This is a genomic window from Fictibacillus iocasae (assembly GCF_042665465.1).
GTDB classification, from domain to species: Bacteria; Bacillota; Bacilli; order Bacillales; family Fictibacillaceae; genus Fictibacillus; species Fictibacillus iocasae.
This window is the reverse complement of the sequence record NZ_JBHTCP010000045.1, coordinates 51,939-64,362: the sequence shown is the minus strand read 5'-3', so window position 1 is coordinate 64,362 and position 12,424 is coordinate 51,939. Positions and strand designations below refer to the sequence as shown.

Below are 12,424 nucleotides of genomic sequence, written 5' to 3'. Positions count from 1 at the left end.
GTGTAGGTTATTCACCGTCCTGTTCCTGCGTCTACAAGCCTAGCCGTGGAAGTGGATTCCTCGTCACAAGCCAGCAAAGAAGTGTCTTCAAGCTGTAGGCTCCATACGGAACACGGAAGTTAAGCTCTTCAGCGCCGATGGCAGCTTTAGGGTTTCCCCCTGTAAGAGTAGGACGTGGCCGGGCAAAGACAGAAGATTACCAACTGAGGTGATCTTCTTTTTTTCGTATGGAAACAGGGAGAAAGAGCTACAAATAAATAAGGAAGAAAATCACGAAAGACATGTGATCTTCGTGCATGTTTGGGAACAAAGAAGAGTGTAGGTTATTCACCGTCCTGTTCCTGCGTCTACAAGCCTAGCCGAGGAAGTGAATTCCTCGTCACAAGCCAGCAAAGAAGCGTATTCATGCTGTAGGCTCCATACCGAACACGGAAGTTAAGCTCTTCAGCGCCGATGGTAGCTTTAGGGTTTCCCCCTGTAAGAGTAGGACGTGGCCGGGCGAAGACAGAAGATCACCAACTGCGGTGATCTTCTTTTTTTCGTATGGAAACAGGGAGAAAGAGCTACAAATAAATAAGGAAGAAGATCACGAAAGACATGTGATCTTCGTGCATGTATGAAAACAAGTTAGAAAACCAATCCCATTAATTAGCTACTTGGCTGCCGCCAAGCTCACTCTAAAAAGCGAATCGGGTCGAAACATGAATTTTTCAGGTCTAAATGAAAGAAAATCAGGTCAAAGGAAACCCTTTTTCGGTCCAAAATCCAGATTTGCGGGTCGAACGTAGAATCGCGCTAAAAAACATATTTCCTAAGATAACGGAGTTTCATGAACTTCATTAAACATCATTGTTTACGACAGGTTAAATAAAGGGAAAAAGGGTAATAATGTTTTGCTGAGAGTGATTGCATTTTTTTTGGTGTTTTGGATATAATGGAGATATAGTCAAAGATAGTCAAAGTCAGGAGGGCGGGTGAGAGAGTGAGGAATATATCAGACATCATAGAAAATTACTTGAAGCAAATTTTATCGAGTGCGGATGAAAGGGCAATTGAGATCAAACGGACGGATGTAGCAGAACGGTTTCAGTGCGTTCCGTCTCAAATCAACTATGTGATCAATACCCGTTTTACCGTTGAAAAAGGCTTTGTTGTGGAGAGCAAGCGCGGCGGCGGGGGATATATCCGGATCATGAAGGTCGAAGCGGAAAACTATGTGCAGCTGATTGATCAGCTGATTCACTTGATCGGGGATACACTGTCGCAAGCAAACGCAGAGAGCATCATTCGCCGGCTGATGGATGAAGAGATCATCACAGAACGTGAGGCGAGGCTCATGGTGAGCGCGATGGACAGGACGGTGCTGAACATCGAGCTGCCTGGACGAGACAGGGTGCGCGCGGACCTGTTGAAGGCAATGATTAAGACGTTAAAATATAGAACCACATGAGCAGCCTTTTCATCTGATATAGGGGAGGGAGAAATCGATGTATTGCGAAGAGTGCCAAGAGAGGCCGGCGACCCTTCACTTTACGAAAATTGTGAATGGGGAGAAAACAGAGTTCCATATTTGTGAACATTGTGCAAAAGAAAAAGGAGAATGGATGCCGGGGTCGAATACCTTTTCCATTCATCATTTGCTGTCAGGTATGCTGCATGGCAATGTTCCCTCACAAAATCAAGAACGCGTGTCTCCTTCCAAAGCGTGCAACAAATGCGGCATGACGTACCACCAGTTCGCTAAAATTGGGAGGTTTGGCTGTGCGGAATGTTACACAACGTTCGGCGCGAAGCTTGACCCCATGCTCAAACGCGTACACGGAGGAAGCACACTCCATACGGGTAAGATTCCAAAGCGGGCAGGGGTGAATCTGCAGGAGAAGAAACGGCTGCAGGAACTAAGACAGGAAATGCAGCATTTTGTTCAAGCGGAAGAGTTTGAAAAAGCAGCCCAGACGCGGGACACGATCAGACAGCTGGAGCAGAAATTGAATACGGGGAGGGATCGTGATGACATTTAAGCGTTTTTTAAATGAGGCGATCAGCCCTTGGATGAAAGAAGACGGACCCGAATCAAACATTGTACTTAGCAGCCGAATCCGGCTTGCTAGAAATTTAAAAGAATATGTGTTTCCAACGCTTGCCTCTAAAGAGCAACAACAGGCTGTCATTCATACGATAAAAGAAGCACTCGGCGAGCAGGCGCCAAACGAAGCTGGACCGCTTGAAATGCTCATGATGAATGAGCTTGAGCCCATCGAAAAGAGAGTGCTCGTAGAGAAGCATCTGATCAGCCCCCATCTGGCCGAACGGTCGCAAGAGGGCGCGGTGCTGCTTAACGAGGATGAGTCCGTCAGTGTGATGATCAACGAAGAAGATCACATCCGGATTCAATGCCTCTATCCGGGTCTTCAGCTGCAAAAGGCGCTGAAGAGGGCGAGCGCGATCGATGACTGGATCGAATCAAAGGCTGATTATGCATTTGATGAACAGCGCGGGTACTTGACGAGCTGTCCGACAAACGTCGGCACCGGACTCCGCGCATCTGTCATGATGCATTTGCCGGCACTTGTGCTGACGAAAAAGATCAACCGTCTCATTCCAGCGGTGAATCAGCTAGGCCTTGCGGTAAGAGGCATCTATGGCGAAGGAACGGAAGCACAGGGTAACATTTTTCAAATATCCAACCAGATGACGCTTGGAAAGCTGGAAGAGGATATGGCGGAGGATCTGACCGACGTGGTACAGCAGGTAATTCAGCAGGAGGAATCGGCGAGAAAGCAGCTGTCTGAGAGTCTGAAGCTGCAGCTCGAGGACAGGGTATACCGGTCATATGGGATTCTCTCGAACAGCCGGATTATCGCATCGAACGAGGCAGCACAGTGTTTGTCTGATGTGCGTCTCGGGATTGACCTTGATATGATATCGGGGTTGTCCAAATCAATACTTAATGAACTGATGATACTTACCCAGCCCGGATTTCTGCAGCAATACGCAGAAACTTCCTTGAATGCTGAGGAGCGGGACATCCGCCGGGCCGCCTTAATTCGAGAACGACTGAAATTTGAAAAATAGACGAGGAGCGTGAATGTTATGATGTTTGGTCGATTTACTGAACGCGCACAAAAAGTATTGGCACTCGCACAAGAAGAAGCAATCCGTCTTGGCCACAATAATGTGGGGACAGAGCATATTTTGCTTGGCCTTGTCCGTGAAGGAGAAGGGATAGCAGCGAAAGCTCTTCAAGTGCTAGGACTTGGTTCGGAAAAGATCCAAAAAGAGGTCGAGACCTTAATCGGCCGTGGACAGGAAGCCGTACAAACCATCCATTACACGCCACGCGCGAAAAAAGTGATCGAACTGTCGATGGATGAAGCAAGAAAGCTCGGCCACTCGTATGTCGGCACAGAGCATATCCTGCTTGGGCTGATCCGCGAAGGAGAAGGTGTGGCAGCACGCGTGCTGAACAACCTTGGCGTGAGTCTGAACAAAGCTCGGCAGCAGGTGCTCCAGCTGCTTGGCAGCAACGAATCGTCCTCTGGCCACAGAGGGGCATCAGCCAGCGCCAACACGCCGACACTAGACAGCCTTGCGCGTGACCTAACGGCGATCGCAAGGGACGGAAGCCTTGACCCGGTTATTGGGCGTGCGAAGGAGATTCAGCGCGTGATCGAGGTGCTGAGCCGCCGCACAAAGAACAATCCGGTCTTAATCGGGGAGCCTGGTGTAGGTAAAACCGCAATTGCAGAAGGCCTTGCACAGCAGATTATCAACAACGAAGTGCCGGAAACGCTTCGTGATAAGCGCGTCATGACGCTTGACATGGGAACGGTCGTTGCGGGAACGAAATACCGCGGTGAGTTTGAGGACCGATTAAAGAAAGTGATGGATGAGATCCGCCAGGCGGGCAACATCATCCTATTCATCGATGAGCTTCACACATTGATCGGTGCAGGTGGAGCAGAAGGAGCGATCGACGCGTCGAATATCCTGAAGCCGGCGCTCGCACGCGGCGAGCTGCAGTGTATCGGAGCGACGACGCTTGATGAGTATCGCAAGTATATCGAAAAAGATGCGGCTCTAGAGCGCCGCTTCCAGCCGATCACAGTTGATCAGCCGACAAAGGATGAGAGCATCAAGATTTTGCAAGGATTGCGCGACCGTTACGAGGCTCATCACCGTGTGACGATTACGGACGATGCGATCGAGGCGTCGGTACAGCTGTCTGACCGTTACATTTCTGACCGCTTTCTGCCGGATAAGGCGATCGATTTGATTGATGAAGCCGCATCCAAAGTGCGATTGCGTTCCTATACCGCTCCCCCGAACTTGAAGGAGCTCGAACAGAAGCTTGATGAGGTACGCAAGGAAAAGGATGCATCCGTCCAGAGCCAGGAGTTTGAGAAAGCGGCATCGCTAAGAGATACCGAACAGCGTCTTCGCGAGGAATTGGAAAAAACGAAGGATGTCTGGAAGCAGCAGCAAGGAAAAGAGAACACAGAAGTGACACCGGAGGATATCGCACAGGTCGTATCAAGCTGGACGGGAATCCCGGTTTCGAAGCTCGCTGAGGAAGAAACAGAGCGTCTGCTCAAGCTGGAGGAGATTCTTCATAACCGTGTGATTGGCCAGTCCGAAGCGGTAACATCGATTTCCAAGGCGATCCGCCGTGCACGAGCGGGATTGAAAGATCCGAAACGTCCGATCGGCTCCTTCATTTTCCTAGGGCCGACAGGTGTAGGTAAGACCGAGCTTGCCCGCGCGGTAGCAGAGTCGCTGTTTGGTGATGAGGATGCGATCATCCGCATCGACATGTCTGAGTACATGGAGAAGCATACGACGTCTCGTCTTGTCGGTTCGCCTCCTGGATATGTCGGTCATGACGAGGGTGGCCAGCTGACGGAGAAGGTACGCCGCAAGCCATACTCTGTCATTCTGCTCGATGAGATTGAAAAAGCGCATCCTGAAGTGTTCAATATTCTTTTACAGGTGCTGGAGGATGGCCGTCTGACCGACTCAAAAGGACGCACGGTCGACTTCCGCAACACGGTTGTGATTATGACATCGAACGTTGGAGCGAGCACACTCAAGCGCAACCGTTCACTCGGCTTTGCCGTCAACTCGGAAGATCAGAAGTACAACGACATGAAGTCGAAGGTGATGGATGAGCTGAAAAAAGCGTTCCGTCCAGAGTTTTTGAACCGTATCGATGAGATCATCGTGTTCCATTCGCTAGAGAAAGAGCATTTGAGAAACATCGTTCGAATCATGGCCGACTCCCTGAAATCACGACTGAAAGAGCAGGGCATCGAGATCGAACTGACCGATGCTGCGCTTGATAAGATTACTGAAGAGGGCTATGATCCGGATTACGGGGCGCGCCCGCTGCGCCGTGCGCTTCAGCGTAAGATTGAAGACCGCCTTTCAGAGGAATTGCTGCGCGGCAACATTAACAAAGGCCAGACAGTCAAGATCGACGTAGAATCCAACGAGTTTGTCGTTGAAACTGTCGGTTCATAAATAGTGCTGAAGAAAAACCCGAAAGGCAGTCATGTCTTTCGGGTTTTTGTCGAAATTATTTCAAGGTTTATTCCCTATTTGCAGGGCTTCATTTAAAGGGCAAAACGTGTTTTATGTTAGAATGAGAATAATAGAGAAAATGAACGGGTAGAGAAGGAGCAGAGCGATGGCTAAGGCGAAAAGCAAGTCAATCTTCATGTGTCAGGACTGCGGCTACGAGTCGCCGAAATGGATGGGCAAATGCCCTGGCTGTCAGGCGTGGAACACGATGGTCGAGGAGCTGATCAAGAAGGATGCGCCTGTCCGCGGGCTTTCAACGGCTCGAACGGAAAAGCATCAGAAGCCGCAGTCCATTTCAGAGGTAAAAAGCGAGCAGGAACCGAGAATACCGACGAACTATCAGGAGCTGAATCGTGTGTTGGGCGGCGGTGTCGTGCCAGGCTCTCTTATCCTTGTAGGAGGAGACCCAGGGATAGGCAAGTCAACGTTGCTGCTGCAGGTGTCGTTTCAGCTTGCACAGAAGGGTGAGCGCGTGCTCTACATTTCGGGCGAGGAATCGGTGAAGCAGATCAAGCTGAGAGCGGACAGACTGAACGTGACGGTGAAGGATTTGTACGTGTACTCTGAAACGGATGTGGAGTATATCGAGATGGCGATGAACGAAATCAAGCCATCAATTATGATCATCGACTCCATTCAGACGGTATACCGCTCAGAGGTAACCTCTGCTCCGGGAAGCGTTTCACAGGTGCGTGAGTGCACATCGCACTTTATGCGCATGGCGAAAACGAACAACATCGCCATCTTTATCGTCGGACATGTGACGAAGGAAGGCGCGATCGCCGGACCCCGTATGCTCGAGCATATGGTGGATGCAGTGCTATACTTTGAGGGAGAGCGCCACCATACCTTCCGTATCCTGCGGGCGGTTAAGAACCGGTTTGGCTCCACTAATGAAATTGGTGTGTTTGAAATGAAGGAGCTCGGACTTGATGAAGTGCTGAACCCGTCGGAGATCTTTTTGCAAGACCGCTCGACCCGCACAGTTGGTTCTACCGTCGTCGCTTCACTAGAAGGGACAAGGCCGATGCTCGTCGAGGTACAGGCGCTCATCTCGCCATCGAGCTTTCATAATCCGAAGCGGATGGGAACGGGAATTGATACGAACCGGATTTCGCTGTTGATGGCAGTTCTTGAAAAAAGGGTCGGCCTGCTGCTTCAAAACCAAGATGCTTATTTGAATGTTGCCGGCGGGGTGCGTATTGATGAACCTGCCGTCGACTTAGCGGTAGCGATCAGTGTAGCATCGAGCTTTCGAGATCAGACGACCCGTCCGACAGATGTGATGATCGGTGAGGTTGGTTTGACTGGTGAAGTGCGCCGCGTTTCTCGAATCGACCAAAGGGTTCATGAAGCGGCTAAGCTCGGATTCACGAGAGCGATCATTCCAGAAAAGAACATAGGCGGCTGGACTGTGCCGCCAGGAATCGAAATCGTAGGCGTCTCCACTGTGGATGAAGCCTTGCAGTATGCATTAGGAGGATAATCGTTATATGGATCATTCAATTAAAGAAGCCATTATCAGCCACATGCTGCAGCTTGTGGCACCCGGAACACCGCTTCGGGACGGTATCGATAACGTGCTGCGCGCCAAGACGGGCGGACTGATCGTTGTCGGACATAATGATAAAGTACAGCAGATCGTTGACGGAGGCTTCTCCATCAACTGTAAATATTCACCCGCTTCGCTATACGAGCTGGCGAAAATGGACGGAGCGATTATTTTAAATGAAGATGCGACCAAGATCTTGTTCGCCAACACCCAGCTCGTTCCGGATACGATCATACCGTCTACTGAAACGGGGATCCGCCACCGTACGGCTGAACGTGTAGCGCGCCAGACAGGAAACCTTGTGATTTCCATCTCGCAGCGACGTAACGTAATCACCCTTTATCAAGGAGTGATCCGTTATTCACTCAAGGACATCGGAGTCATCTTAACGAAGGCGAACCAGGCGATTCAGACGCTTGAGAAATATAAGGTTGTTTTTGACCAGAGTGTCACGAACCTCGGAGCGCTTGAATTTGAAGAATTGGTGACATTTCAGGAAGTGACACAAGTTATTCACCGAATCGAGATGGTTTTGCGCATAAAAAATGAAATCATTAAATATGTTAATGAACTGGGCGTTGAGGGCAGGCTCATTCGCATCCAGATGGAGGAGCTTGTCTCCAACATTGAAGAAGAGGCTATTCTTCTGATTAAGGATTATATGAAAGACATCAATAATGATCCATACCAGATTTTAAGGCAGCTGAAAAAGCTGTCGAGCGAAGAGCTGTTCGATGAGTCGGTGATCATGAAACTTCTTGGCTATTCATCCGGCCTGAACCTGCAGGAAGAAATGGTTCATCCGCGCGGATACCGCATACTAACGAAGATCCCTCGTCTTCCGGCCGTGATTATCGAGAACTTAACCGAAACCTTCGAGAACTTGCCGCAAATCTTGCGCGCGACGATCGCGGAATTGGATGACGTTGAGGGAATTGGAGAGATTCGCGCTAAAAAAGTCAAAGAAGGCTTAAAGCGCATTCAGGAACAGCTTTTTGTGGACCGTCATATTTAAGAGAACTTTTTATCATTTGGAAGTTTGTAATCTTTTAATTTGTGAATAATGATTAAGGGAGGTGAAAGGCATGCTTAAACGCATTGTACAACTGTTTTTCATTGTAACCGGCGGCATGCTGGGCTATTTATATGTGCCGGATTTAATCAAGATCATGAATATCGGCGATGTACCGTCTGAACTGCTTTCTCCGTATACGGGAGCTGCGATAGGTGCCATTATTTTTTATTTATCTACTTTTTGGCTTTCCGATTATGTGACAGGGCTGATCAGATGGGCGGAAGAAACGGTCGTAAAAGCACCCGTTACGGATGTCTTATTTGGTACGATGGGACTCGTTTTCGGTCTGATCGTCGCCTTTTTGATCCAGCTGCCTTTAAACAACATGGATATTGTGGTGGTCAGCTCGGTGCTGCCGACCTTCATTACCATCCTTCTCGGCTATCTTGGCTTTCAGGTAGGCTTTAAGAAGCGGGATGAGCTGATTCAGCTGTTCTCGATCAACCGCACGGGCAAGGAAAAGAAAAAGGACGGCGAAAACAGCAAGAGTAAAAGCAAGCAGAAAATCCTGGATACGAGCGTCATTATCGATGGACGTATTGCGGACATCTGCCAGACAGGCTTTCTTGACGGACCGCTCGTCATTCCGCGCTTCGTTTTAGAAGAACTGCAGTATATCGCCGATTCTTCGGATGTACTCAAACGCAACCGGGGACGCCGCGGACTGGATATCTTAAACCGCATCCAAAAAGAGCTGTCCATCAAAGTGGAGATCTATGAAGGCGATTTTGACGAAGTGTCTGAGGTCGATTCAAAGCTCGTGAAGCTCGCTCAGCTGACAGGCGGCTTTGTGGTTACGAACGACTTTAACTTGAACAAAGTGTGCGAGCTGCAAAATGTTTCCGTGCTGAACATCAACGACCTGGCCAACGCGGTCAAGCCGGTCGTGCTGCCGGGCGAAGAGATGCTCGTGCAGGTGATCAAGGACGGAAAAGAGCACAACCAGGGCATCGCGTACTTAGATGACGGTACGATGATCGTTGTCGAGGACGGACGCGATTATATCGGAAAGCATATCGATGTGCTCGTGACGAGCGTGCTTCAGACTTCAGCTGGGCGTATGATTTTTGCTAAGCCGAAGCTGCTCGAGAAGGCGCTGTAAGCGAGATAGAACGGTGGGGAAGAACGTGGATTATAACGTAATCATTCTTGCGGCAGGACAAGGCAAGCGGATGAACGCCGGCAAGAACAAGCAATGGATTGAGCTCGATGGGATGCCGGTCATCGCTCATACGGTAAAAGTGTTTGAGCAGGATCCATGGTGCGCACGCATCATCCTCGTCGGTAACGAGCGCGAGATCACCTTGCTAGAAGAGTTTCGCCAGTTTTACAGCTATAGAAAGATCATGAAAATCGTGCCTGGCGGCAAAGAGCGTCAGGACAGCGTGCATGAAGGGCTTAAGGCGCTTGATGACGGCGATTCGCTCGTTCTCATCCATGACGGTGCAAGGCCGTTTGCAGCGGAAAAAGACATTCACGCGCTCGCGGAGAAAGCGGCCGAAACAGGTGCTGCCGTGCTCGCCGTCCCGGTCAAGGACACGATCAAACATATTTCAGAAGGACAGGTCACGCATACGATGGACCGATCCAGCTTGTGGGCTGCCCAAACCCCACAAGCTTTTCGTCTTTCACTTATTAAAAAAGCGCACGAACAAGCCTGTACGGAAGGCTATGTCGGCACGGACGATGCAAGTCTCGCTGAAAAATATAACCTTACAGTAGCGGTGGTAGAAGGCGACTACCGCAATATTAAGCTCACAACAGCAGATGATCTGCTGTTCGCAAAAGCGATTTTAAGAGAAAGACAGGAGGCACACTAACCATGCGCATTGGACAAGGATTTGATGTACACGCGTTCGCAGAGAACCGCCCGCTCATCATTGGCGGAATCGAGATTCCATATGAAAAAGGGCTGCTCGGCCATTCAGACGCGGATGTGCTGCTGCACGCCATCAACGATGCCCTGCTCGGAGCGGCTGGAGAAGGTGATATCGGCAAGCATTTTCCGGACACCGATATGGCTTATAAAGACGCAGACTCCAAACGCCTGCTGCACGATTCATTCCAGCTCGTGAAAAAGAAAGGCTACCGTCTAGGAAACGTCGACTGCACCATCATCGCTCAAAAGCCCAAAATGGCCCCGCACATTGAAGACATGCGAGGCGTCATCGCCAGCTTGCTCGAAGCCGACAAAGAACAAGTAAACGTAAAAGCCACCACAACCGAACAACTCGGCTTCACAGGCCGCGGAGAAGGCATCGCCGCCCAAGCCGTCATATTGCTAGAACGCACATAACACACAGACTATATTAAAAAATGCCCGCTGAACGGTATACTTACACGACTGTCTGGCAGTGATCTGCTTTTTGTTAGTACAATAGGTTCTGCTGACTTGTTCATCTTAGAATGCTTCTTAGACTAGGTTGATTGGAGTGAAAGGCGCCGACTCCAGCGGGATGAGTGAGAAGGTGAGACCTTTTAAAGGCGCGTAGCGACAAAAGGGCTCACCGCTCACCCCGCGGAAAGCGTGCGCCTGTAACGGAAATCAACCACTCCCTGAATTCTATAATCACATCCTTAACAAAAACAAATATGTAGATATGATACTATGTAAACAAACAAATACTCTTGAGGTGAACAATCATGACGAAAGAAGTACGGGTGCGATACGCTCCGAGTCCTACAGGCTACCTTCATATCGGAAACGCGCGTACCGCATTGTTTAACTATATATACGCACGCAGCAAAGGCGGCAAATTCATCATCCGCATCGAAGACACGGATCAAAAGCGCAACATTGCAGGCGGAGAAGAAAGCCAGCTCACGTATTTAAAATGGCTTGGCATCGACTGGGATGAAAGCATCGACGTTGGCGGAGAATATGGTCCATACCGCCAGATGGAACGTCTCGACATTTATAAAAAGTATTACGAAGAGCTGCTAGAGAACGGCAAAGCTTACAAGTGCTATTGTACAGAAGAAGAGCTCGAAGCGTCACGCGAAGAGCAGATGGATAAGAACGAAACACCGGTATACAACGGACGCTGCCGCCATTTGACGGCTGAGCAGGAAGAAGCGTTTATCGCAGAAGGCCGCAAGCCGAGCATCCGTTTTGCTGTCACCCCTAACCGCGAGTACGCGTGGGATGACATGGTAAAAGGCAGCGTGTCGTTTGAATCAAACGGCATCGGAGATTTTGTTATTGTGAAGAAAGACGGCATTCCGACATACAACTTCGCAGTAGCAGCCGACGACCACGACATGGCGATCAGCCACGTATTGCGCGGTGACGATCATATCTCAAACACACCGAAGCAGCTGATGGTCTATGAAGCGCTCGGTTTCGAGCCGCCTGTATTTGGCCACATGACGCTGATTTGCAACGAAAACCGCAAAAAGCTTTCGAAGCGCGATGAGTCGATCATCCAGTTTATCGAGCAATACGAACAGCTTGGCTACTTGCCGGAAGCGCTGTTTAACTTTATTACGCTGCTTGGCTGGTCACCAGGCGGAGAAGAAGAGATTTTCACGAAGGACGAACTGATCAACATGTTTGATACAGCGCGCCTCTCAAAATCTCCAGCGGTATTCGATACACAAAAGCTGGAGTGGCTGAACAACCAATACATGAAGCAGCAGCCGCTTGAGCGAATCGTGGAGCTTTCATTGCCTCACCTTGTCAAAGCAGGCAAAATCTCTGAAAACCTTTCAGCAGATGAGCAGGCTTGGGTAAACCGCCTCGTTGGTCTTTTTAAGGATCAAATGAGCTATGGTGCGGAAATCGTGACATTGTCAGAGCTTTTCTTCACAGAAGAAGTCAGCCATGATACGGAAGCGGAGGAAGTGCTTGCCGGTGAAACCGTGCCGCAAGTGATGGAATCGTTCTTGTCTAAAGTGCAGGAAAGTGAGACGCTTGAGCCGGATGATGTGAAGGCAATGCTTAAAGCGGTGCAGAAAGAAACTGGACAGAAAGGGAAGAACTTGTTCATGCCGGTGCGTGTAGCCGCTACAGGACAGGTGCACGGCCCGGATCTTCTTGTATCGATCGCCCTGCTTGGAAAAGATCGTGTGTCATCACGCATTGAGAAAGTGATCGAAAAAATTTCCAAGTCATAAATGTTAACAATTCGCATGGAATATAATATAGTAAAAGAAACTTCTTTTTCAATAAGGCAAACTCGACGATGAGGAGAGTAGGCGAGCCTTTTTTCATAAAA

Annotated in this window: 10 protein-coding genes; all 10 read left to right on the top strand. The window is 49.5% G+C overall.

Translation table 11 applies throughout. The features are described from left to right. Positions 1–982 precede the first annotated feature (982 nt). The 10 genes from ACFQPF_RS13510 (at position 983) to gltX (ending at position 12,323) form a co-directional block, all read left to right on the top strand. Entirely contained in the window at positions 983–1,450 is a 468-nt protein-coding gene (locus ACFQPF_RS13510; protein WP_379750254.1) for a CtsR family transcriptional regulator, read from the top strand. Between the two features lie 37 nt (positions 1,451–1,487). Next, positions 1,488–2,021 (top strand): protein-arginine kinase activator protein McsA, encoded by a 534-nt coding sequence (gene mcsA, locus ACFQPF_RS13505; protein WP_379750253.1) that lies wholly within the window; start codon positions 1,488–1,490, stop codon positions 2,019–2,021. Next, the gene (gene mcsB / locus ACFQPF_RS13500; RefSeq protein WP_379750252.1) at positions 2,011–3,075 is read left to right on the top strand and encodes a protein-arginine kinase McsB; all 1,065 of its coding nucleotides are present in this window, start codon (positions 2,011–2,013) and stop codon (positions 3,073–3,075) included. The genes mcsA and mcsB overlap by 11 nt, the downstream gene beginning before the upstream one ends. Before the next feature lie 18 nt (positions 3,076–3,093). Then, positions 3,094–5,520: an ATP-dependent protease ATP-binding subunit ClpC gene (clpC, locus tag ACFQPF_RS13495; protein ID WP_379750251.1), complete on the top strand. Its 2,427-nt coding sequence runs from the start codon at positions 3,094–3,096 to the stop codon at positions 5,518–5,520. 166 nt (positions 5,521–5,686) lie between these two features. Next, positions 5,687–7,066 carry a DNA repair protein RadA gene (gene radA, locus ACFQPF_RS13490; protein ID WP_379750250.1) on the top strand — a complete coding sequence of 460 codons (1,380 nt, stop codon included), beginning with the start codon at positions 5,687–5,689 and terminating at the stop codon, positions 7,064–7,066. 7 nt (positions 7,067–7,073) lie between these two features. Continuing rightward, a complete protein-coding gene (gene disA / locus ACFQPF_RS13485; protein ID WP_379750249.1) occupies positions 7,074–8,147 on the top strand; it encodes a DNA integrity scanning diadenylate cyclase DisA in 1,074 nt (357 codons plus the stop codon). A 70-nt stretch (positions 8,148–8,217) separates the two neighbouring features. After that, complete coding sequence (locus tag ACFQPF_RS13480; protein ID WP_379750248.1) at positions 8,218–9,309, top strand: PIN/TRAM domain-containing protein; 1,092 nt, start codon at positions 8,218–8,220, stop codon at positions 9,307–9,309. Between the two features lie 25 nt (positions 9,310–9,334). Further along, positions 9,335–10,027 (top strand): 2-C-methyl-D-erythritol 4-phosphate cytidylyltransferase, encoded by a 693-nt coding sequence (gene ispD, locus ACFQPF_RS13475; protein ID WP_379750247.1) that lies wholly within the window; start codon positions 9,335–9,337, stop codon positions 10,025–10,027. Positions 10,028–10,029: 2 nt separating this feature from the next. Beyond that, complete coding sequence (gene ispF / locus ACFQPF_RS13470; RefSeq protein ID WP_379750246.1) at positions 10,030–10,503, top strand: 2-C-methyl-D-erythritol 2,4-cyclodiphosphate synthase; 474 nt, start codon at positions 10,030–10,032, stop codon at positions 10,501–10,503. A 347-nt stretch (positions 10,504–10,850) separates the two neighbouring features. Next, positions 10,851–12,323, top strand: a complete 1,473-nt coding sequence (gene gltX / locus ACFQPF_RS13465) for a glutamate--tRNA ligase (protein WP_379750245.1) — start codon at positions 10,851–10,853, stop codon at positions 12,321–12,323. The last annotated feature ends 101 nt before the right edge of the window (positions 12,324–12,424 follow it).

Coding starts and splice junctions, on each gene's coding strand:
- disA (WP_379750249.1), top strand. CDS start 7,074: ATGGATCATTCAATTAAAGAAGCCATTATCAGCCACATGCTGCAGCTT.
- mcsA (WP_379750253.1), top strand. CDS start 1,488: ATGTATTGCGAAGAGTGCCAAGAGAGGCCGGCGACCCTTCACTTTACG.
- gltX (WP_379750245.1), top strand. CDS start 10,851: ATGACGAAAGAAGTACGGGTGCGATACGCTCCGAGTCCTACAGGCTAC.
- mcsB (WP_379750252.1), top strand. CDS start 2,011: ATGACATTTAAGCGTTTTTTAAATGAGGCGATCAGCCCTTGGATGAAA.
- ispF (WP_379750246.1), top strand. CDS start 10,030: ATGCGCATTGGACAAGGATTTGATGTACACGCGTTCGCAGAGAACCGC.
- radA (WP_379750250.1), top strand. CDS start 5,687: ATGGCTAAGGCGAAAAGCAAGTCAATCTTCATGTGTCAGGACTGCGGC.
- clpC (WP_379750251.1), top strand. CDS start 3,094: ATGATGTTTGGTCGATTTACTGAACGCGCACAAAAAGTATTGGCACTC.
- ACFQPF_RS13480 (WP_379750248.1), top strand. CDS start 8,218: ATGCTTAAACGCATTGTACAACTGTTTTTCATTGTAACCGGCGGCATG.